The organism is Deltaproteobacteria bacterium HGW-Deltaproteobacteria-18 (assembly GCA_002841885.1).
Lineage (GTDB): Bacteria > Desulfobacterota > Desulfovibrionia > Desulfovibrionales > Desulfomicrobiaceae > Desulfomicrobium.
Genome location: PHBE01000020.1, coordinates 38,064 through 59,601, shown reverse-complemented (window position 1 = coordinate 59,601; position 21,538 = coordinate 38,064). Strand labels below are relative to the sequence as shown.

The 21,538-nt window shown below is 56.7% G+C and carries 27 protein-coding genes; 22 read left to right on the top strand and 5 right to left on the bottom strand.

All coding sequences use genetic code 11. The features are described 5' to 3' along the window. Window positions 1-53: 53 nt before the first annotated feature. The 7 genes from raiA to CVU60_15885 all read left to right on the top strand — a co-directional run bounded on the left by raiA (window position 54) and on the right by CVU60_15885 (window position 4,567). Window positions 54-596, top strand: coding sequence for a ribosomal subunit interface protein (gene raiA, locus CVU60_15915; protein ID PKN40475.1), 543 nt, complete (start codon window positions 54-56; stop codon window positions 594-596). Window positions 597-599: 3 nt separating this feature from the next. Then, the gene (locus tag CVU60_15910; protein ID PKN40474.1) at window positions 600-1,049 is read left to right on the top strand and encodes a PTS fructose transporter subunit IIA; all 450 of its coding nucleotides are present in this window, start codon (window positions 600-602) and stop codon (window positions 1,047-1,049) included. Between the two features lie 24 nt (window positions 1,050-1,073). Continuing rightward, window positions 1,074-1,961 (top strand): RNase adapter RapZ, encoded by an 888-nt coding sequence (locus tag CVU60_15905; protein PKN40473.1) that lies wholly within the window; start codon window positions 1,074-1,076, stop codon window positions 1,959-1,961. A gap of 12 nt (window positions 1,962-1,973) precedes the next feature. Continuing rightward, on the top strand, window positions 1,974-2,384 hold the full coding sequence (locus CVU60_15900; GenBank protein PKN40472.1) for a PTS sugar transporter subunit IIA: 411 nt from the start codon (window positions 1,974-1,976) through the stop codon (window positions 2,382-2,384). Between the two features lie 2 nt (window positions 2,385-2,386). Continuing rightward, the gene (locus CVU60_15895; protein PKN40471.1) at window positions 2,387-2,851 is read left to right on the top strand and encodes a PTS mannose/fructose/sorbose transporter subunit IIB; all 465 of its coding nucleotides are present in this window, start codon (window positions 2,387-2,389) and stop codon (window positions 2,849-2,851) included. 180 nt (window positions 2,852-3,031) lie between these two features. Further along, the gene (locus CVU60_15890; protein PKN40470.1) at window positions 3,032-3,556 is read left to right on the top strand and encodes a hypothetical protein; all 525 of its coding nucleotides are present in this window, start codon (window positions 3,032-3,034) and stop codon (window positions 3,554-3,556) included. A 90-nt stretch (window positions 3,557-3,646) separates the two neighbouring features. After that, on the top strand, window positions 3,647-4,567 hold the full coding sequence (locus CVU60_15885) for a manganese-dependent inorganic pyrophosphatase (protein ID PKN40469.1): 921 nt from the start codon (window positions 3,647-3,649) through the stop codon (window positions 4,565-4,567). 330 nt (window positions 4,568-4,897) lie between these two features. Here CVU60_15885 and CVU60_15880 read toward each other — a convergent pair whose 3' ends face one another. Genes CVU60_15880 through hypE form a run of 3 tightly spaced genes read right to left on the bottom strand, consistent with a single transcriptional unit; the run spans window position 4,898 to window position 6,910 of the window. Further along, window positions 4,898-5,365 (bottom strand): hypothetical protein, encoded by a 468-nt coding sequence (locus CVU60_15880; GenBank protein ID PKN40468.1) that lies wholly within the window; start codon window positions 5,363-5,365, stop codon window positions 4,898-4,900. A gap of 8 nt (window positions 5,366-5,373) precedes the next feature. Further along, a complete protein-coding gene (locus tag CVU60_15875) occupies window positions 5,374-5,907 on the bottom strand; it encodes an exonuclease (GenBank protein PKN40467.1) in 534 nt (177 codons plus the stop codon). A 1-nt stretch (window position 5,908) separates the two neighbouring features. Beyond that, window positions 5,909-6,910: a hydrogenase expression/formation protein HypE gene (gene hypE, locus CVU60_15870; protein PKN40466.1), complete on the bottom strand. Its 1,002-nt coding sequence runs from the start codon at window positions 6,908-6,910 to the stop codon at window positions 5,909-5,911. 150 nt (window positions 6,911-7,060) lie between these two features. Between hypE and CVU60_15865 the strand changes: the two genes are divergently transcribed. After that, window positions 7,061-7,348, top strand: a complete 288-nt coding sequence (locus CVU60_15865; protein PKN40465.1) for a hypothetical protein — start codon at window positions 7,061-7,063, stop codon at window positions 7,346-7,348. 226 nt (window positions 7,349-7,574) lie between these two features. Here CVU60_15865 and CVU60_15860 read toward each other — a convergent pair whose 3' ends face one another. Further along, window positions 7,575-8,657 carry a hydrogenase formation protein HypD gene (locus tag CVU60_15860; protein ID PKN40464.1) on the bottom strand — a complete coding sequence of 361 codons (1,083 nt, stop codon included), beginning with the start codon at window positions 8,655-8,657 and terminating at the stop codon, window positions 7,575-7,577. After that, entirely contained in the window at window positions 8,644-8,871 is a 228-nt protein-coding gene (gene hypC / locus CVU60_15855) for a HypC/HybG/HupF family hydrogenase formation chaperone (protein PKN40463.1), read from the bottom strand. The genes CVU60_15860 and hypC overlap by 14 nt, the downstream gene beginning before the upstream one ends. A 104-nt stretch (window positions 8,872-8,975) precedes the next feature. Here hypC and CVU60_15850 point away from each other — a divergent pair, with 104 nt between their 5' ends. From CVU60_15850 to CVU60_15785, 14 genes are all read left to right on the top strand, one after another. Beyond that, window positions 8,976-9,605: a phosphohydrolase gene (locus CVU60_15850; GenBank protein PKN40462.1), complete on the top strand. Its 630-nt coding sequence runs from the start codon at window positions 8,976-8,978 to the stop codon at window positions 9,603-9,605. Continuing rightward, window positions 9,568-10,476 carry a D-alanine--D-alanine ligase gene (locus tag CVU60_15845; GenBank protein ID PKN40461.1) on the top strand — a complete coding sequence of 303 codons (909 nt, stop codon included), beginning with the start codon at window positions 9,568-9,570 and terminating at the stop codon, window positions 10,474-10,476. Before CVU60_15850 ends, CVU60_15845 begins: the two co-directional genes overlap by 38 nt. Next, complete coding sequence (locus CVU60_15840; GenBank protein ID PKN40460.1) at window positions 10,476-11,726, top strand: 3-deoxy-D-manno-octulosonic acid transferase; 1,251 nt, start codon at window positions 10,476-10,478, stop codon at window positions 11,724-11,726. Before CVU60_15845 ends, CVU60_15840 begins: the two co-directional genes overlap by 1 nt. Further along, window positions 11,719-12,456, top strand: a complete 738-nt coding sequence (gene kdsB / locus CVU60_15835; GenBank protein ID PKN40459.1) for a 3-deoxy-manno-octulosonate cytidylyltransferase — start codon at window positions 11,719-11,721, stop codon at window positions 12,454-12,456. The genes CVU60_15840 and kdsB overlap by 8 nt, the downstream gene beginning before the upstream one ends. Further along, window positions 12,453-13,589 carry a carbamoyl phosphate synthase small subunit gene (locus CVU60_15830; GenBank protein PKN40458.1) on the top strand — a complete coding sequence of 379 codons (1,137 nt, stop codon included), beginning with the start codon at window positions 12,453-12,455 and terminating at the stop codon, window positions 13,587-13,589. Before kdsB ends, CVU60_15830 begins: the two co-directional genes overlap by 4 nt. Before the next feature lie 35 nt (window positions 13,590-13,624). After that, window positions 13,625-14,428, top strand: a complete 804-nt coding sequence (locus tag CVU60_15825; protein ID PKN40457.1) for a hypothetical protein — start codon at window positions 13,625-13,627, stop codon at window positions 14,426-14,428. Between the two features lie 9 nt (window positions 14,429-14,437). After that, window positions 14,438-14,776 carry a nucleotidyltransferase domain-containing protein gene (locus CVU60_15820; GenBank protein ID PKN40456.1) on the top strand — a complete coding sequence of 113 codons (339 nt, stop codon included), beginning with the start codon at window positions 14,438-14,440 and terminating at the stop codon, window positions 14,774-14,776. Then, window positions 14,749-15,174, top strand: a complete 426-nt coding sequence (locus tag CVU60_15815) for a hypothetical protein (protein ID PKN40455.1) — start codon at window positions 14,749-14,751, stop codon at window positions 15,172-15,174. Before CVU60_15820 ends, CVU60_15815 begins: the two co-directional genes overlap by 28 nt. 140 nt (window positions 15,175-15,314) lie before the next feature. Continuing rightward, a complete protein-coding gene (locus CVU60_15810; protein PKN40454.1) occupies window positions 15,315-16,064 on the top strand; it encodes a hypothetical protein in 750 nt (249 codons plus the stop codon). A 299-nt stretch (window positions 16,065-16,363) separates the two neighbouring features. Continuing rightward, window positions 16,364-17,329: an NAD-dependent dehydratase gene (locus CVU60_15805; protein ID PKN40453.1), complete on the top strand. Its 966-nt coding sequence runs from the start codon at window positions 16,364-16,366 to the stop codon at window positions 17,327-17,329. A 4-nt stretch (window positions 17,330-17,333) separates the two neighbouring features. Then, the gene (gene galE, locus CVU60_15800) at window positions 17,334-18,299 is read left to right on the top strand and encodes a UDP-glucose 4-epimerase GalE (protein ID PKN40452.1); all 966 of its coding nucleotides are present in this window, start codon (window positions 17,334-17,336) and stop codon (window positions 18,297-18,299) included. A 104-nt stretch (window positions 18,300-18,403) separates the two neighbouring features. Further along, entirely contained in the window at window positions 18,404-19,111 is a 708-nt protein-coding gene (locus tag CVU60_15795; protein PKN40451.1) for a hypothetical protein, read from the top strand. Further along, window positions 19,108-20,211, top strand: coding sequence for a carbamoyl phosphate synthase (locus CVU60_15790; GenBank protein PKN40450.1), 1,104 nt, complete (start codon window positions 19,108-19,110; stop codon window positions 20,209-20,211). The genes CVU60_15795 and CVU60_15790 overlap by 4 nt, the downstream gene beginning before the upstream one ends. After that, window positions 20,208-21,533, top strand: coding sequence for a hypothetical protein (locus tag CVU60_15785; GenBank protein PKN40449.1), 1,326 nt, complete (start codon window positions 20,208-20,210; stop codon window positions 21,531-21,533). The genes CVU60_15790 and CVU60_15785 overlap by 4 nt, the downstream gene beginning before the upstream one ends. Window positions 21,534-21,538 lie beyond the last annotated feature (5 nt).

The following is a 21,538-nucleotide window of genomic DNA, read 5'->3' as shown; positions in this document are numbered from 1 at the left end:
CGCCCCTTCCGGACGGCCTTAAGGGCTGACCCTCAACAATCGAGGAGGCTTCCATGAGGATTACCTTCAATTTCAAAAACTTCGATCCTTCCGACCATCTGCGCAAATACGCCAAGGACCGTTTTGGCAAGCTCGCCAAGTTCATGGCCAGCACCCCTGACGCTGAACTGCAGGTCAATCTCGAAGTGGAGAAATTCCGACATATCGCCGATATAGTGCTGACGGGAAAGAACGTGCATATCTCCGCCCGCGAAGACAGCGAGGACATGTACTCAACCGTCGATCTGGTCTGGGACAAGCTTGAAGCCCAGATGCGGAAAATCCGCGACAAGGACAAGAGCCGTCGCAAAGGGGGCAACGAAGGTTCCCGTATGGACGCCGGGAATTTCGAAGACGACACGGACGCAGGGCGCAAACCCGTCATCCAAAAGACCGATGATTTTTCGCCCAAACCCATGATCGTTGAAGAAGCTGCGCTGCAGCTCGAAAACACGGACAACGAATTCCTCGTGTTCCTCAACGCCGAAAGCGAAAGGATCAATGTCATTTACCGACGCAAAACCGGCGACTTCGGTTTGATCGACCCCGGGGTATAGGGAATGAAGCTTGCTGAATACCTGGACAAGGATTTGATCATCTCCGACCTCTCGGCCAGGACCAAAACCGAGGTCCTGGCCGAACTCGTTTCGCCGCTGTCGGCCAAATACCCGGATCTTGACCCCAAGCGGGTGGCCCAGGTCCTGATGGACCGTGAGATGCTCGGGACCACCGGCATCGGAGACGGCATCGCCATCCCGCATGGCAAGCTGGACAGTATCGATCAGGTCCTGGTCATCGTCGGCCGCAGCCACGAAGGCGTGGATTTTGCCAGTCTGGACCACAAGCCGGCCAGCATCTTTTTCACGGTGCTGGCCCCGTCAAGCGTGGTCGGGCTGCATTTGAAACTCCTGGCGACGGTTTCCCGCCTGCTCAAAGACGGATCGTTCCGCCAGGCCTTTGCCAATTCCCCCGGTCAGGAAGGGCTGTGGCAGCTGCTGCAGACCGTCTAGCCCGAGCGCACCCGGAGAATTCCCATGCATCCTCAATCCGAACAGAAAAACGTGGTCATTGTCTCCGGCATGTCCGGTTCAGGCAAGAGCACGGCGCTCAAGGTCTTCGAGGACATGGGTTTTTTCTGTGTGGACGGACTCCCGGCGCGCATGGCTCCGGCGCTCATCGAGCTGTTCTTCAACTCCTCCGCCAAGGACTACCCCGGGCTGGCCATGGGCATGGACCTGCGCCAACCCGACTTCGTGGGGCAATGGAAGGAAGTGCTTTTTGATATCCAGAAGTTTTCCGTGCGCCCGACCATCCTCTTCACGGATTCCTCCAACCAGATCCTGCTGCGCAGATACGCCACCACCCGCCGCCCGCATCCCCTGGCCTCGGGCAACCTGGGTCTGGAGGGGGCGCTGGAGCGGGAGCGGGAAATGCTTGAACCCATCCGCACCCAGGCGGATCTGGTCATCGACACGTCGCATTATTCGGTGCACGATCTGCGTCGAGTCATTCAGGACAAGTGGGAGAGCCTGTCTTCACGCAGCCAGGGCATGCGCGTGCATCTCATCTCTTTCGGCTTCAAGTACGGGGCCCCGGCCGAGGCGGACATGGTCACGGACCTGCGCTTCCTGCCCAACCCCTATTTCGACGAGGCCCTGCGCCCCATGTCCGGAAAAGACGAAGCCATCGCCAGCTATGTTCTGGGCAGCAGTCCCGGGCGCGAATATCTGACCCGGCTTTTGGAATTTCTTGATTTCACCCTGCCGCTTTATGCAACGGAAGGACGTTACCGCCTGACCATGGCCTTCGGATGCACTGGCGGCCGCCACAGGTCCGTGGCCGTGACCGAGGCCGTTCTGGCGCATCTGCGCGAAAAGGGCTTCAACGTGTCTGTTGAACATCGGCATTTCAGTCTTGGATAATCTGGAGGAGTAATGGTTGGAGTGATCGTGGTGACCCATGGCCAGTTTGGCAAATATCTGCTTGAGGCGGCCCAGACGATTCTGGGACCGCAGGAACAGTGCGCCCACATAGCCGTGGAAGGAACCGTTGAAATGAGCGCCCTGCTCACGGACCTCAAATACACCGTCAAGCAGATGGAAACGGGTGACGGCGTAATCATCCTGACCGACATGTTCGGCGGCACCCCGTCCAACATCAGCCTGTCCCTCTTGCAGCCGGGCAAGGTCGATGTCCTGACCGGAGCGAACCTGCCCATGCTGCTCCGGATTCTGGGCATGCGCACCCAGGACCTGTCCCAACTGGCCACGGAGGCCAAAAACGCGGCCATTCAGGGCATCGTTGTCGCCGGTGAAGTCTTGACCCGCAAAATCACCGAGGTCTGACCGTGCTCTGGTTCCGCATCGACAACCGTCTTGTCCACGGCCAGATCATCGAGGCCTGGCTTCCGCACATCAGGGCCAAGACCCTCCTGGTCGCCAACGACGACCTCGCGTCCGACGAACTGCGACAGGAAATCATGAGTCTGGCCGTGCCCAGCGGCATCTCCTTCATGTGCTGTCCGGTGGCGGAAGTCGCCCCGACGCTGCGCAACGTGCGCAAGAGCGATCCGGACCAGCATGTCCTGATCCTCTTCTCCGATTGCGCCGACGCCAAGGCCGCGCACATGACCGGGTTGACCTTTTCTCTGGTCAACATCGGCAATCTGCATTACGGGCCAGGAAAAGAGCAGGTCTGCGAGCACATTGCCCTTGGAGCGGAAGATCGCACCTGTTTGAAATATTTCAAGGAACACGGCGTGGAGATCGACTTCCGCTGCGTACCTTCAGCAAAGACCAAAATTACCCTGTGATGAAAACTTCTCAACTCAAATCGGCATGATAAGCACTCACGACCTCATCCTGCTGGCCGGAGGAAGTTTTTTTTTGCCCTCCTGGCCCTGACCCGGGTCGCCATTGACATCGGCTTCGTTCATCGTCCGCTTTTCGCCGCCCTGCTCTGGGCAGGACTGACCTTCAGACTTGAGCCGGCCTTGAGTGCGGGCATTTTTTTCGAACTGCTCTGGCTCGACCTGTTCCCGGCCGGAACCTACATTCCGCCTCAGGCGCTGCTTTCCCTGATCGCCACCCTGACCATTCTGGCCTGCCTGCCGGATGCCGACATGCGCTCCACCGTGCTTGTCGTCATCGCGACCCTGCCCCTGGCCTACCTTGGCGCATGGATCGACCAGCTTTACCGCAAACGGCAAAATTCCAGTTACAACCAACTTCTGACCTGGAACCGCAAGGGCAACATAAACGTCTTCGCGCCACACCGCCTCACCGCCAGGGCCCTGATCGAGATCTTTCTGCTCAATTTTTCTGTTTTCGCGCTCTGCCTGGCACCGCTGCTGGTCGGCCTGAAAGCGATTCAACCCTGGATTTCAGGAGGCCCGCAACCGACCTGGACCATGCTCTGGATCGCAGCCTGCGCAGGAGCCGTTCTCGCTCTGCGCGTACGCAAGGCCTACGCTCTGGCCGCCGTCAGCGTGGTCCTCGGCGTCATCCTCGGCCTGTGACCTCCAATGTTCTCTCTTGGCAGTCGCGAATAATTGTGATATTTAGCACAATGTCTTTGTTCGCCAATAAACCCTTGTAGGAGGAATACCATGTCCGTTTATGTTTTTGGTCACAAGAATCCCGATTCCGATACCGTTTGCAGCGCCATCGCGCTGGCCGACCTGAAGAGCAAGCTCGGTGTAGCCTGCACCCCGACCGCTCAGGGCGAACTGGCCCCCGAGACCAAGTTCATCCTCGACAAGTTCGGCGTAGCCGCTCCTGCCGTGAAGACCGAATATGCCGGTGAAAAAGTTTTTCTGGTCGATACCTCCGACCTGGCTCAGCTGCCCGACGACATCAAGCAGGCTGAAGTTCTGGGCATCGTCGATCACCACAAGCTGGGCGATCTGACCACTTCCACCCCCCTGGAATGCTGGATCTGGCCCGTTGGCTGTACCGCCACCGTCCTGACCGCCATGTACAAGTTCCACGGCATTGAAGTTCCCAAGAACATCGCTGGCATCATGCTCTGCGCCATTCTGAGCGACACCGTCATCTTCAAGTCCCCGACCTGCACCCCGGCCGACAAGGAAGCCGCTGCCGAACTGGGCAAGATCGCCGGCATCGCCGACCTGGCCGCCCTGGGCATGGAAATGTTCAAGGTCAAGTCCGCTGTTGAAGGCACCCCGGCCCGCGAGCTGGTTCTGCGCGACTACAAGGACTTCAACATGAACGGCACCAAGGTTGGCATCGGCCAGCTGGAAGTTGTCGACCTGTCCATCCTCGACGCCGTCAAGGGCGACCTGGCCGCCGACATCGCCGCGCTGAAGGCCGAGAAGGGCAACCACTCCGTGTTCCTGCTGCTGACCGACATCATGAAGGAAGGCTCCGAGATCCTCATCGCCTCCGACGACGCCGGCGTTGTCGAGAAGGCTTTCGGCGTCAAGCCCGTGGACGGAAAGGCATGGCTGCCCAAGGTCATGTCCCGCAAAAAGGACGTTGTGCCCAAGTTCGAAAAGGCTTTCGCCTAAGTCTTGGCTCGTTGAATGCAAAAAAGCCCGCCCAGGTTCGCCTGGGCGGGCTTTTTGATTTCCATCAGGTTCCTTCCTTTGACCAGGGGCACCTGCTTCACCAGAAATATTCTCACCCTAAAATACTGTGAAAGTCACTGCGGTGTGTAGCGGTTGGCCCGGACAGGTGCCGTCGACTGTCTGACTGAGCGTGGCATCGTTTGTTGAATCATCGCCTGCCGCCTGAAATTCCGGGGCATGTTCGACAGGGGCGATGATTCAACTCTACGAGACCTGCGAAGGAGTTTCGGCGCCCCCTGTCCGGGCCAACCGCCACACACCGTCCACGCGCTATTGCACCTTCTCCCCACCCACATCCGCCCGCAGGGCATCAACCTTGCCGCGCAGATACGCCGCCACCAGATCGCCCATGTCATCGCTTCCCGAATGTTCCCGCGCGTATCGGCGCAGGTCTTCCTCGGTCTGCTTCTCCATGCGTTCGGACTCCATGAACATCAGAAAGACCAGCCCCAGGGCGGCGTTGTTTTCCACGCTGCCTTCGCACAAGTGTTGCAATTGCTCGTCAGGGACCGTCTCAAAAAGGCGCTCTGCAAACTCGCCGATCCATTTGGAGTACAGTTCGGGCATGAGGTCAGGGATGAGTTCGGCCAGACGGCGGGCGGCGTCTTCCGGGACATTGGGCATGGTCACCATGAAATACTCGGCCAGGGCCTCCTGACGGCGTTCGGCGCTGCCGGAGAATTTATCGAGGATGACCAGGAAGATATGGGCCCGCATCTGGGCCTGGGACAAAGACATGTGTTCTCCTATAATCCGAAAGGAGCCAGACAGCGGGGGTTCTGCGCCACGGCGGCCATGACGATGCGGGCGCAGGCTTCGGCGTCGGACCCGGCATGGTGGTGATTGAGATCAAGGCCAAGATAGCGGCACACGTCCGGCAACTTGGTCGGACGCAGGTTCCACTGGTTGCGGGCCAGATCCACAGTGCAAACGAAAGGCATGGACGGAGCAGGCAGGCCAGCCATGGTGCAACACGCGCCAAGCACCGAGCGGTCGAACTTGGCGTTGTGCGCGGCCAGAAAATCCGCATCCTCCAGAAACTGGGCATGTTCGATCCAGAATTCCCGGAAGGGCGGAGCGTCCTTGACGTCGGACCAGTGGATGCCGTGCACGTTCACGCAAAAAGGCGAGAAGCGCGAACGCGGCGGGCGGATCAGGCCATAGAGCCTGTCCACGATCTCGCCGTCGCGAACCTTGGTCAGGCCCACGGCGCAGGCGCTGTCGCGGTGCGAGTCCGCGGTTTCGAAGTCGATGGCCACGTAGGCGGGAGAAGAGGTCATCTCAGCAGATGCGCGGCAACTGTTCGCCTTCGAGCATATCCATGAGCCGGGTTCCGCCGAGGGGCGTTTCCAGCACGACCTTGCCGGGGTGTTCATCACGGACATTGCCGATCTGCACCGCGTCCACGCCAAGCGGGTCGGAGCGCATGATGGCCAGGGCCGCCTCGGCGTGCTCCTGGGGCAGGATGCAGATGAACTTGCCCTCATTGGCCAGATACAGAGGATCAAGGCCCAAAAAGGAACACCCGCCGCTGACTTCGGGACGGACCGGAATCTTCGACTCGAAAATCCGGCACTCGACTCCCGACTGCCCGGCGATTTCGTTGAGGGTCGTGGCCAGACCGCCCCGGGTCGGATCGCGCAGTACATGCACTTCGGGGATGGCCTCAAGCAGACGCACGATGATGTGATTGAGCGAGGCGCAGTCCGAAAGCACGGGAGCCTCGAAGGTCAAACCCTCGCGTTTGGACAGGATGGCCAGGCCATGATCACCCATGAAGCCGCTGATCAGGATCGCATCCCCGGGCGCGGCTCTGTGCCCGCTCGGGGCCTCGGTCACGAAGATCTCGCCGATGCCCGTGGTGTTGATGAAAATCTTGTCCACCGTGCCCTTGGGCACGACCTTGGTGTCGCCCGAGACCACGAGAATTCCAGCCTCGCGGGCTGCATTCCCCATGGACTCGACGATGCGCTCCAGATCGGCCATGGGCAGCCCCTCTTCGATGATGAATCCGCAGGTCATGTATTTCGGCCGCGCGCCGAGCATGGCCACGTCATTGACAGTTCCGTGCACGGCCAGGGACCCGATGTCGCCACCGGGAAAAAAGATGGGGTCCACGGTAAAGGTGTCGGTGCTCATGGAGATGGGGCTGCTGACATGCAGAAAGGCCGCATCATCGAGGCGGTCAAGAATCTCGTTTCCCAGATATTTGAGAAAAAGCTCACCGATGAGCCGGTGTGAAGCCTTGCCGCCGCTGCCGTAATCAAGAAGAACCCTTTCCACTCGCTTCCCCCTTGCGTGACATCTTTGTAACCAGCTGATCCGAATACGAAAACAACTAACGAACCCAAAATATGGGGCACGCGGCCCCGAAGCAAAAGACCGAGTCATTCCCGCGATGGCGGGGCACTCATCGTCCTCTGGAGTTTCGACATGTGCGGCACACGGCCCTTTGTCGACATGGCCCTCGCGACCCCGCCGGAACTCCTTCGCTGGCCTCGTAGTGTTGAATCGTTGCGTGCCAGGCGACAAATCAGGACAGCCCGCCGGGCAACGATTCAACAAACGATGCCCGGCTCAGTCAAACAGCCGACGAGGCCGAGGACCATGCCAAAAAAGACCTTGAGGTACCGGCGGATGATTTTTTACGCTTCTCGCCAAGCCATCCCCTCGAAAAAGGGGATAAATGCCTTTAAATCCCCAGAGAGCGTCGAAAATTGATTCTGGCAAGGCACGAGCCGATTTTGAAGGGCGATTGTGTAGCCGACTACATGAGCCCTTCAAACCCGACGAACAGCGCAGTCCAGAATCAATTTAATCCCCGGAGAGCGTCGAAAATTGATTCTGGCAAGGCACGAGCCGATTTTGAAGGGCGATGTGTAGCCGACTACATGAGCCCTTCAAAATCGGTGAGCAACGCAGTCCAGAATCAATTTTCGGCGCTCTCTCAAATTCTGTATTTGAAATATGCCGCACACGACCCTTCGGTGGAAACCATGCATGGCCCCACCGGCGAGGCGGGAGTGCAGGCCGTGCCGAAAAGAGGACACTTGTCCGGCGACATCTTGCCCTTGAGTACGTCACCGCAACGGCAGCCCTTGATCTCGGGCACGTCGTGCAGCTGCATGTCGAAAACACGCATGGCGTCGTAATCCGCGAATTCGTCACGAATCTCGAGGCCGCTGCCGGGAATGAGGCCGATGCCTCGCCACAGGGCGTCGCAGGACGAAAAAATCTCGTTCATGACGGACATGGCCTTGGGGTTGCCCTCGTCGGAGACCACCCGCGTGTAGGCGTTGACGACGTCAATCTTGCCTTCGTTGCGCATGGTCACGAACATGTACAGGGCCTGCAGGATGTCGACGGGCTCGAACCCGGCCACCACTGCGGGAAGGCCGTGCTTTGCGGCCAGGAAGCGATAGGGCTCGACGCCGATGATGGCCGAGACGTGCCCCGGCAGCAAAAAAGCCTGCACCTGAAGCTCCGGGTCCCCGACCAGGGCGTCCAGGGCCGGGGGAACGAGCTTGTGAAAACAGAGTACGGAAAAATTGGAGATACCCTGCTCGCGGGCCACCTTGACCGTGGCGGCGATGGCCGGAGCCGTGGTCTCGAAACCAACGCCCAGGAAAACGACCTTGTCATGCGGGTTGTCCTGGGCGATCTTCAGGGCGTCGAAGGGGGAATAGACGATCTTGACGCGGGCCCCTTCGGCCTGGGCGCTCTTCAAAGTTTTCTTTTCCGGCCCGGGCACGCGCATCAGATCGCCAAAAGTGGCGATGATGGCGTTCTTGCCTGCCAGTTCGAGAAAGGCCGCCACTTCGCTGTCATGGGTCACGCAGACCGGACAGCCGGGACCGGAGAGGTGCACGACCTTGTCGGAGAGCAGGGAACGCACCCCGCTGCGAAAAATGGAAACCGTATGCGTTCCGCACACCTCCATGAACCTGAGTTCCCCGTCCAGTTCGGCGTGGATTCGAGCCAGCAGGGTCTTGCACAGCTGGGGATCCTTGAAATTGTCAAACAAGTTCAATGTTCAGCCCTTCCTCGAAAAGTTTCAGGGTGGCGATGGCTTCCTCCCGGTCCAGACGGGTCAGGGCGAAGCCGGCATGGACGATGACGTAGTCGCCCACTTCCGGAAATTCGGAAATTACATCCAGACGAACATTATGCCGCGTCCCGCCAACCTGCACTTCGGCATTTTGTCCCTCGATCTTGAGCACTTCCATTGGAATCGCTAGGCACATGGCACACATCTCCCGCTTTGCTTTTTGTCAACGCTGTTGCTAAATCCCTGGATGTTTTGTGTCAATGAACTCTTCCCGCGCCGACACGTCCCAAAGGCCTTAAAATGAACCAACTTGATATCCCCTTGACCCTCATCCCGACCGCATCGCAGGGACGCATCCCGAGTGACGAAGACTGCCGGGAATGGTGGAATACTTACGCCATGCTGGAGCACATAAAAGTCCACAGCAGTCTGGTGGCGGACGTGGCCACGACCCTGGCCCAGCTCGCGGCAAGAAAGGGACTTGGCAATCCGGAAGGACTCGGCCAAGACGACTTCGTGCAATCGGTGCGCGCGGCGGGTCTCCTGCACGATCTGGGCAAGACCTACACCATTGAACACAGCGGCAATCACAGCCAGATCGGCGCGTCCTGGGTCATGGACCTGATCCGCAACCCGCGCATCGCCCAGGGAGTCATGCACCATGTCTACTGGCCGGGCACTCTCGACCTTGAAAGACATTTTCTGCCCCTGGCCATCATTTACGCGGACAAGCGGGTCAAACATGACACCATCGTCGGCATGGATGAACGCTTCGCAGACCTCTTCGACCGCTACGGGCACACCGATCGCAGCCGGGAATGGATCACCCGCGCCTTCAGTCAGGGGCGCGAGCTCGAACAATTATTCAGCACCTTTCTGGGAGAAAATATACATGAATATCCTTTTGATAGCCGGAGGCTGGTCCGGTGAACGCGAAGTCGCATTGAGCGGTGCCAGGCAGATCGAAAAAGGCCTGCTGGCGCTGGGACACAACGTCACCCTTTTCGATCCCGCCCGCGACCTGCGCGCCCTTTACGCGGCGACGGAAGGCCAGGAATTCGCATTCATCAACCTGCACGGCTCTCCCGGCGAAGACGGCCTGGTCCAGTGCCTGCTGGAGCGCATCGGCATGCCCTACCAGGGGTCGGACTCCCGCGCCTCGCTCCTGGCCCTGAACAAGGCCGTGTCCAAGCAGCTCTTCGAGGCCGCCGGACTGTCCACCCCTGCCTGGGAGTTCGTACCCGCGAGCCATGTGATCGAGTGGCGCCCCCTTTTGCCTTTTCCGCTGGTGGTCAAGCCGAACACCGGCGGCTCAAGCCTTGGCGTCGGAATCGTCGAGTCCGAGGAAGAGCTCGAAGCCTATCTGGCCCAGCCTGAAATCGCCGGGCAGGACCTTTTGGCCGAGGCGCTGATCCGCGGCCAGGAACTGACCTGCGGGGTGCTTGAAGGCTACGCTCTGCCGCCCATCCTCATCCGCCCCAGGAGCGGAGAATTCTTCGACTACGAGAGCAAGTACGTGGCCGGCGCCACGGAAGAGGTCTGCCCAGCTCCGATCCCCGTGGAATTGACCGACAGGTTGCAGTCCATGGCCCGCGCCGCCCACGACGCCCTCGGGCTTGCCGATTACAGCCGCTCGGATTTCATGGTCGGGGCGGACGGCACGCCGTACCTGCTGGAAGTCAACACTCTGCCCGGCATGACCGCCACCAGCCTCCTGCCCCAGGAAGCCATGGCTGTGGGCCTGTCGTTCGAGAAACTTCTGACCCGGCTCATTGAGCTTGGGCTGCGCAAAAAACCGTGATGCCACGCATTGCCACGGGGGTCTGCCTGCTCTTTGGGACGCTCTACAGCCTGCTCTGGTGCCTGGCCGGGCCGCTCAGCTTTTTGTCGCCCAGAATGCGTCAGGGGTGGAGGCAGCGGCTCGGGATGGGCAAACCCGCTCCCTGCGAAATCTGGATTCAGGGGGCCTCGGCCGGGGAATGCGCCCTGGTGGCCGGCCTGCTTGAACACCTGCAGGACGTCCCGGTCCTGGCCACGACCTGCACCAGCCAGGGGCTTGAAGTCCTGGACAAGATGGGCTCGCCGAACCTGCAAACCCGCATGCTGCCCCTCGACCTGCCGCTGCTCATGGGCCGAATGCTGGACAGGGCAAGGCCGAGGGTGGTGGTGCTGCTGGAAACGGAAATCTGGCCGGGTCTGCTCATGGCCTGCGCGGCCAAGGCCGTACCCGTGGTGGTGGTCAACGCGCGCATGACGGCAAAATCCCTGGCCGGCTACCTGTTCCTTGCCCCCCTGCTGCGCCGCTGGGCGCCACAGCGCATCGGGGCCATGGCCCCGACCGACGCACAGCGCTTCGGGCTGATTTTTGGAGCACAAAGGACCACGGTCACCGGCAACATCAAGTTCGACCGCTCCATGAGCACACCGCTCCTGGAGCGCAAAGACAATCCCCTGGCCGGGCTCATCCCCCGGGAACACAATTTCGTCATGCTCGGCTCCGTGCGCGAACAGGAAGAAGCGCTGGTACTGGAGCTGATCCGTCAGCTGCGCGATGGCGATCTGCGGTGCGTCATCGGCCTTTTTCCGCGACACATGCACCGCATACCGGCCTGGCAGGGTCTGCTGGCCCGCCAGGGCATTCCCTTCGTGCTCCGCAGCGCACTGGACGGCCCGGCAACGCCCGGCAGCGTCGTGCTCTGGGACAAGTTCGGCGAAATGAACCCGGCCTATGCCCTGGCGCGGCGCGCCTTCGTTGGCGGCAGCCTGGCGCGGCTTGGGGGGCAGAACTTTCTCGAACCCCTGGCCCAGGGCGTGTTGCCGTGCGTCGGTCTGCACACCCGCAATTTCGACTGGGTGGGCGAAGAAATATTCGACAGCCTAGTTTTCAAATGCGCGTCCATCCCCGAAATCGTCCGCTTCCTTCTCTCTCCCGCGCCGCCGCGCAGCGAGGTGCGGGAGGCGGCCCAGACCTACGTGCGTACCAGACAGGGCGCCACGGCCGCGTCGATCGAACTCATCCGCCCCTATCTCCACCGGAGTCCCCATGCCTGAGGTTATCGCAATCATCCCGGCCAGGTACGAAAGCTCCCGATTTCCGGGCAAGCCCCTGGCCATCATCCACGGCAAACCCATGTTCTGGCACGTCATGCAGCGCGCGAGCCAGTGCCCGCAGATAGACACCGTGGCGCTGGCCACGGACGACGAGCGCATTCTTACCGCCGCCCGAAAACTGGGGATGACCGCGCTCATGACCAGCCCGGACCACGCCAGCGGCACGGACCGGGTACTTGAGGCAGCGCGCCTCCTGGACGCGGCCCCGAACAGCGTCATCGTCAATGTCCAGGGCGACGAACCTGCACTTAACCCCGAAATGCTGACCGAACTGATCAAACCCTTCGATGACCCGCTCGTGCTGGTCACCACCCTTGGGCACATCATAAGCGCCAAGGAGGCCGCATCCGCCGACCGGGTCAAGATAGTGCGCGCGGCAGACGGCCGGGCACTCTATTTCTCCCGCGCACAGGTCCCCTTTGGACGCGACAACCAGCCGGAATATATAGGACATATCGGCATTTACGGACTGCGCATGCACATCCTTGAAAAATTCAGCGCTTTGGGCGAGAGTCATTTGGAGAAACTGGAGAAACTGGAACAGCTGCGCCTGCTCGAAGCCGGCATCCCCATCCACGTGTCCCTGACGCGGCACAAGAGCCACGGCGTGGACCGCCCAGAAGATCTGCCAACAGTCACAGAACTCATGCGAGGAGAAAATCATACATGAAAGCAATTCTGGCCCTTGAGGACGGCACCTGGTTTGCGGGTCAGTCCTTCACCGGCCCCGGCGAAGCCGGCGGCGAAGTCATCTTCAACACCGGCATGTCCGGCTATCAGGAAATCCTGACCGATCCGTCCTATTACGGGCAGATGGTCTGCATGACCTACCCGCTCATAGGCAACTACGGCGTCAACCTCGAAGACGTGGAATCCTCGCGCATCCATTGTCCGGCGCTCATCGTCAAGGAGTGCTGCAAGGAGCCTTCGAACTGGCGTTCCAAGGAGAGCCTTCCGGACTATCTGAAACGCCACGGCATCATGGGCCTCGAAGGGATCGACACCCGCGCGCTGACCCGCCATCTGCGCATCCATGGCGCCATGCGCGGCATCATCTCCACTGAAGATCTGACACCGGAGGAACTTGCCGCCAAGGCGGCGGCCCTGCCCTCCATGGAAGGTGCCAATCTGGTCGATTTCGTGGCTCCAAAAGAACCCTATTATTGGGATGGGACAGGACCTGTGCCCGCAAAAATGGACGGGGACCTGCCCCTGTGGCCCGAGAATTCCGAAGGCAGCCTGCGGGTGATCGTTTATGATTACGGCATCAAGTGGAACATCCTACGCCTGCTGGCAGGGCAGAACCTGACCATCCTGGCCGTGCCGCCGACCTTTCCAACAGAACTCGTCAAGAAATTGGCACCGAACGGCGTCTTCCTTTCCAACGGCCCCGGCGATCCGGCCACGCTGACCGAGGCCATCGCCATCATAAAAGAGCTCTGCGAACTCTATCCCGTGGGCGGCATCTGCCTTGGGCACCAGCTCCTCGGAATCGCCCTTGGCGGAACCAGCTTCAAGCTCAAATTCGGCCATCACGGGATCAATCATCCGGTGCGTGACGATATTACCCGAAAGATCGAAATTTCTTCACAAAACCACGGTTTTTGCGTAGACATTTCCAACTTGGACTTCCTGGAGCAGACCCACCTCAATCTGAACGATCAGACCCTGGAAGGTTTCAGGCACAAGACCAGGCCCATCTTCAGCGTGCAGCATCACCCTGAAGCCGGCCCCGGACCGCACGACAGCCAGTACTTTTTCGCTCGCTTCAGGCGCATGGTCGAAACCGGTCAGGTTCAATAAACATCTAATTCGCGCACGCCGCGCAAGGAGCGCCCATGTCAGCAGAGATTCTCAAGGCAAAGAAACAGCTTGGAGAAGTCAACATGCTGCTCAAACAGGGCAAGCTCCTTGCCGCCGTGGCCAATCTGCACGAAGCGGTCGGATTCATCCTCAAGGCCGAACTCATGAAGCACGAGATGCAGTCCTTCACCGAGTCCCTGGACAAGGCCGCCTACCACCTCGCCAACGACCGCGAACTCAAGAAAATCTACCCTCTCCAGATCAGCTACAAGCCCGGCGAAGAACGGGAACTTCTTTCCAGCCTCTACGCGCTCTTGACCTTTCTGCAGGAAAATCTTGCCGACGAAGCCAACTCGCACCTGGCCGCACTGGAAGAATACCGGCGCAAGCAACTGGAACTGGCAAAAAAGCTGCTGCAGACCGACGAAACCGCCAAGGCCCAGCAGGTCTGCGGACGCCTCATCGAAGCGGCCAAAACCGACACGGAACTCAAAATCACCGTGGCCGACATTTTTCTGGAGTTCGGCAAGTACGACGAAGCTCTGGAATACCTGAAGGCCGCCTACGCGGACAACCCGGACTCGGCCCACATCTTCAACAAGCTGGGCATGGCCCTGCGCAAATCCGGCCGACTCGAAGAAGCCGAGAAATTCTACATCCAGGCCCTTGAGCGCCAGTCTCATGACGAGGTCATCTACTTCAACCTCGGCCGGGTCTACCTGGACATGAAACGCTGGAAAAACGCCATCGCCGCCGCCGACCGCGCCCTGGCCGTCAATGCCGAGTTTGTCGAAGCCAAGAAGATGAAAATGTTCGCGGCCAGGCAGATGGAGGGATGAGGGGAAGGAATGAAGACCACGCTTCCGTCCCATTCATATCAGGATAAATACCTGAACCAAATGCGAATGCTGGCGCTCAAGGTCACCAAGGGTCTCGATTGCACCATTTTCCTGTTTGGCTCGCGGGCACGGAAGACTGAGCGGCGCAGTTCCGACATCGACATTGGTTTCAGCGGACTGGATGAGAAAACCTTTCTCAAAACCCGTGACCGCCTTCTGACCGAGCTGGAAGAAAGCATCATTCCCCACCGGGTGGATCTCGTGAACATGGACACCGCACCCCCAGAATTCAAGAACATCGCCATGCAAGAGGTTGTCGTATGGAAACAAAGCTCGCGCGCAAATTGAACAACCTGGATGACGCGCTCTCAAATTTCAGCGATGCACTGACCCTCGAGCCAACATTATTTCAAGAACTTGTTGCAGACAATATCAAGTCAGGCCAAATACAAAAATTTGAGTTTACAATAGAGCTACTGTGGAAAACAATCCAGGCATTTCTGTACGAGGTGGACGGCGTTGATGTCGTGACTCCCAAATCTGTCGCAAAAGAATTCGTGGAAGCTGGCTACTGTGATTATCCGATGTACGAACTTTTCATCCAGGCTATCAATGACAGAAATCAGCTCAGCCATATCTACCTTCAGGAGATGGCAGAATCCATCTGGAGCAGACTTCCTGAATACGAAAAGCTTGCAAAACATTTTGCTTCAATCATGCGTGAGAAGTGGCTTGGGAAAGAGTAAAATCATGCACGCCATGCTAACTGAAGACCAGTTCAACACCCTCGTGGTCCCCCGCGAATATCTGTGGTGGGATGTCGCGGACAAACGCATGCTGTCCCTTGAAAGCGTGGTCGAGGGCATCCTGACCAAGGGCGATCTTGATGACGTCAGGCAATTGCTTGAGGAAATTGGCACCCCAAAGGTCCGCGAAATCTTTGAACAACAGATCCGAAAAGAACGCTGCAATTACCGCCCGCCGACCATCAACTACTTTTCACTCTATTTTGCCCATCATGCATGAAGAGATTCTGAGCCAAGCCCAACTGACCCTGGCCGAAACGATTTTACCCAGTTTCCCGAAATTCTATCTCTGCGGTGGAACCGCCCTAGCCCTACAGATCGGGCACCGGAAATCCATCGATTTCGACCTGGCCACGCCCGAAGAAATCCGGCCGGAATCGATCCTTCGCACTCTCCAAGCCAAAGGGCACTTCCCGGAGCATACGCTGACCGCCACAGCCGATGAACTGACCATCATCGTCCAAGGCGTCAAACTGACCTTCTTCTCCTTTCCATTCCCCATCCGCCCCACCGTGTCGTGGCCGCGCGCAGGAATCCGACTGCCGGAAATACCGGTCATCGGATCCATGAAAGCCTATGCGCTGGGCAGAAGAAGCAAGTGGAAGGATTACGTGGACCTCTATTTCCTGCTCCGTGACCACGTCACCCTGCCGGACCTCATCCACCGCACCAAGACGCTTTTCCGGGGGGCCTTCAACGCCAAGCTTTTCCTGGAGCAACTTTGCTATTTCGACGATGTGGATATGACTGAACAGGTTGATTTCATGAATGAAGCCGTCCCGGATGAAACAATCAGAGAGTGGCTGACCCTGAAGGCCCTGGCCGTATAAAAACTTCTTCCCAAATCAGCCGCAAGCCACCCGAGCGGCCACCCCGGACACATTCAACCGCGCCTTGGCACGCCAAGTGCAAATTGTTTTTTAGGCAGCCCACTAGGTGACTATTGAAAAATTCACAGGTCGTTCAAAAATGGTGAGATGCAAGGAAGCGAAAAAATCCAGGACGCGCGGTGTATTAGGTATACATAAGCGGTCTGGATTTTATCGCTGACGCAGCAGATTGCCTTTTTGGGGCGGCCTGCCAGGGCTGAAAGGATTTTGACACCTCTTGCCAGGATGGCGGGAAACATATGCACTTACGAAAACGAGTCCTTGTCACGGGCGGTTCCGGCTTTCTGGGATCACACCTCTGCGAACGTCTGCTGCTGGAAGGCTGCGAAGTCATCTGCGTGGACAACTTCTTCACCAGCTCGCGTCAGAACATCGAGCACCTGCTGCCCAATCCCAGATTCGAGCTCATCCGCCACGACGTGACCTTTCCGCTCTACCTGGAAGTCGACGAGATCTACAACCTGGCCTGTCCGGCCTCGCCCATCCACTACCAGCACGACCCGGTGCAGACCATCAAGACCTGCGTGCATGGGGCCATCAACATGCTGGGCCTGGCCAAACGCCTGCGCATCCCGATCTTCCAGGCGTCCACTTCGGAGGTTTACGGAGACCCGGAAATACACCCTCAGCCAGAGTCGTACTGGGGCCACGTGAATCCGATCGGATACCGGTCGTGCTATGATGAAGGAAAACGCTGCGCGGAATCTCTCTTCTTCGCATACCACCGCCAGCACGGACTGCCCATCAAGGTGGGAAGACTGTTCAACACATACGGCCCGCGAATGCATCCCAACGACGGACGAGTCGTCTCAAATTTCATCATGCAGGCCCTGCAAGGCAAACCCATCACCATTTACGGTGATGGCTCGCAGACGCGATCGTTCTGCTACGTGGACGATCTGGTGGAACTGATGCTGCGGTTCATGCGCAATGATCATGAGTTCTGCGGCCCGTTGAACATGGGGAATCCTGGGGAATTCACGATTCTGGAACTGGCACAGCAGATTGTTGAAATGACGGGAAGTTCATCAGAGATTTCCCTTGAACCGCTGCCCACTGACGATCCGAAGCAAAGAAAGCCCGACATAACGCTGGCCAAGGATCGTTATGGCTGGGAGCCGCAGATCCGCTTGCGCGAGGGACTTGTGCAGACGATTGCTTATTTTGAAGAACTTCTGACGAACGGCGAGTTAAGGGAAGGATAGAAAAATGCGAATCCTCGTCACAGGCGGAGCCGGCTACATCGGAAGCCACACCTGCAAAGCCCTGGCGCACCAGGGGCACACGGTTATCGTCTATGACAACCTGTCCACGGGACACAGGGAACTGGTCCGCTGGGGCGACTTTGTTTACGGTGACATTCTGGACACGCAACGTCTGCGGGCCTGCATCAGACAGCACCGGATCGAAGGCATCATCCACTTCGCAGCCAGCGCCTATGTCGGAGAATCGGTTATTGATCCGGGCAAATATTTTCGCAACAACGTATGCGGCACGCTCAGCATCCTCGACGCCATGCGTGACGAAGGCGTGCCGTACATAGTGGTCTCGGGCACCTGCGCGGTCTACGGATCGCCAGAACAAATGCCCATCACCGAAAACACTCCCACCAACCCCATCAACCCCTACGGGGCCAGCAAACTGTTCATGGAGCGCATGCTGGCCGATTATGAAAAGGCGCATGGCATAAAGTGGATGTCGCTAAGATATTTTAACGCTGCCGGGTGCGACCCGGATGGGGAAACAGGGGAATGGCATGAGCCTGAGACCCATTTGATACCAAGGGCGCTGATGGCGGCAATGGGACTGATACCGGCCCTGGAAATTTTTGGAGATGATTACCCGACGCCGGATGGGACGTGTATTCGGGATTATGTTCATGTGACGGATTTGGCGGATGCGCATGTGCGGGCGATCATGGCTATCCAACGCGGAGGAGAAAACCAAGCAGTGAATCTGGGAACAGGGCATGGCTTCTCAATTCGTGAAATCACCACATCAGCGGCACAAATCACAAATAAAACGATCCCGCTCATCATCTCTCCACGGAGAGAAGGGGATCCCGCATGTTTAGTTGCAGATCCAATGAGCGCAGAGAAAACTCTGAAATGGCAGGCACTCAATTCATCTCTTGAACATATTTTGCATTCCTCTTGGGTTTGGCACTCTCGATAGCGGATAGTTCGTTATATAAAGCAGCAATATTCAACAATATGCTTCGCCAAAAAAACAAAGATAACAGATCAAAAATCATACATATTCACAAATAAATCAGGAGAATGATTGTGCATTTTCGCATCGGAATCCTGGGAGACACACACGGCAACGCAGCTGGACTGAATATATGCATCAAATATCTACTGAATCACGGGGTGCATACATTAATCCATCTTGGCGATGCAGTTGGATACATGCCTCACGGGAATGAAGTATGCAATATGCTTTTGCAAAACAACGCAATTTCTATAATGGGCAACCATGAAGCAATGCTTTTCAATCTGCAACCGATTTCTCCTGAAAAAGACGCTGTATACGGCCTAAAGAGATTACGAACCGCCCTCCCCTCAGCTTGGTTGCGGTCAGTTGAAGCAAACGGCCCCATGCTTCATCTAGACGTTGGAGGCCGTCGTCTTCTACTCTGCCACGGCACGCCACAGGACCCTCTCTCCGGGTATGGCCACAATCCAGACGCAATACACGTGCCTGATGGAATCGACTGCGTTTTGACGGCGCACACGCATCGTCCGCATTTGACAATCCGGGACGGAACGTTGCTACTTAACCCAGGGTCATGCGGTATGCCTCGTGACAGCGGCAGATTACTTTCATTTGCTATTTTAGAATTCCCAGAAATGAAAGCAAAAATTATCAGACTACCGTTTACGCCATCGCCTAAACTCTTGCAAGCAGTGCATCCACTCGTACGGAAGTGCTTTGATCGAAATGAATCTCATATAATTGCGGCAGCAAAGGAATGTTGCTCATGAATGACATACGGGTTTGCGTTACTGGAGTTGGCGGAGGAGCGCTTGGTGAACAGATTGTCAAGGCATTACGCCTCGCATCTACACCATACCACATAGTTGGAACAGATACTAACCCATACAGCTCAGGGTTTGCCCTAGTAGACACAACAGCAATATTACCTCGCGCGACAGCACCAGAGTATTTACAAGGGCTGCTTGCACTATGCCATGAGCACAGTATACAGACGCTCTTCCCTGGTTCGGAGATAGAACTCAAAGTCATGAGCGAACACAGAGAAACCATTTCCGCCAACGGAATATTGCTACCCATCAATCCGGCCAGCCTAATCGACGTATGTATGGACAAACTCGCCACGTTCGACATGCTCCATAAATATGGATTTCAAGCACCTTGGTTTCGACGCATAGGGTCCTTGGAAGATGCCTCAAGTTTTCCAATTTTTCCAATTGTTTTCAAACCCTCCAAAGGATCTGGAGGGTCAGCAGACACCGTCATTGTTCAAAACGAAGCGGAAGCGCAACTATTTGCACGCTTTTTGCTTGAATCATATCCAGAATTCATCGCCCAGGAATATGTTGGGACTCCGGAAGACGAGTACACGGTTGGCATCCTCAACGACCTCAATGGCAGGTTCATCAACTCAATCGCAGTCCACCGTTCGCTCGATTCAGCCCTTAGCCGCAGGATTCGAGTACCCAACAAGACCGACCGCCACGAATTGGGACCATTTCTTGTTATCAGCAGCGGCATCTCACAGGGAACAATCGGTTCCTTTCCTGAGATAACGAAACCAAGCGAAGAACTGGCAAAAATACTGCAACCACACGGCGCAATCAACATCCAGTGTCGATTCGTTAACGGAAAAATTTGCGTATTTGAAATCAACCCCCGATTTTCAGGCACCACATCACTTCGGGCGATGGCAGGATTCAACGAACCAGACGTTCTCATTAGACGGCATATATTGAAACAGTCTGTCGAACCACGCTTTGCTTACCGCACCGGCGTTGTCACCAGAGGACTTCAGGAACATTTTACGGACACGGGCGACGAGGCCCCCTGCCCGGGCGCACATGCCTCGTCTAGGAGAATATTATGATCAACCACACCGCTTCACCGCAAGACTGGCTAACCGACTCAGGGCTAACCAAAGACGGGCTAACAGCACGCAATTCTTATGCAAAGTTTACAAAATATATAAATTCTTTACCAATACCTCTTTACAGAGTAAGCCGAGCTTTGCATCTTTTACAATCACTGCAATATAAAACTAATGCAGAGGGATACAGCCTGCCTCCGCATACTATCAATTTTTGCGTCAACAATAGGTGCAACCTTCGCTGCTCATATTGCGACCTTAGCCACGGCAGAGCTGAAGAAGAAGGCAGCAAGAACACCAAGGTGCTGCATAATGTCATCGACCCTCACACCAAATTTGAACTCCCACTGGACCTCTGCAAACGCATCATCGACGAATCGGCATGGTATCATCCCACCATCCGCATACCGTGGATGGAATCACTTCTCTATTCTCAGCTTATTCCCTTCATTGAGTACACCAAGACAAAAGGTCTTCCTTTTTCCATGCTGACAAATGGATTGCTGCTTCCCAAATTTGCTGACCGATTAGCTGCCCTTGAAGTGAATGCGCTGAGAGTATCCCTAGATGGCCCCGCCGAAGTTCACAATTCGCTTTGCGGCGTCAACGGGGCCCATGCTCAAATCATCAAAGGCCTGCGCATGATGGTCGAGCAGAGGAATAAACGCGGCCTCGATATCCAACTAGGATGCTATTTTACTGTAAACGACAAAAATTTTGATTCGATGAGCGCTTTTATTGACGACATGCACGATAATGGGCTCTTAAACGAAATTTTTATTGGCTTCTATATGTTTAACTACATATCTAAAGACATGGTAAAAAAGCACAATGCAGAGCACGCATTGTCATCTGGAGTAACTGTTGAAGAAACTAGTGCGCAGTACGTAAATTTGTCAAAAATAAACCCATCAGTCATCCTCGAGCAAAAAAAATATATTGAAGACAAATACATTTCTAAAGGCGCTAGAATAAACTTTCGTCCAAATTTTACACCAGAAAATCTTGAATTTTGCCTTTCAGACGCTTCTGGAGTATATCCAAAAAGCCACTGCGAAACACACTGGCATACACTCTTCATCAATCCGGAAGGTTTTATCAAACCGCTCCCTCAGTGCATTTTAGCGCCAACTGGGAACGTCCACAAACAATCTTTGCTGGATATTTGGAATGGAGAAGAAATGCGCGAACAGCGCGCAAAACTTCGTGAGTATGGCGCTTACTACGGATGCATGCGTTGTTGGTCTATATACAGCAATATAGAAGACATGCAAGACAGCTGGATTGATTATAGCAACTCCACAAAAATTGAAGAGTCATAAGAGCC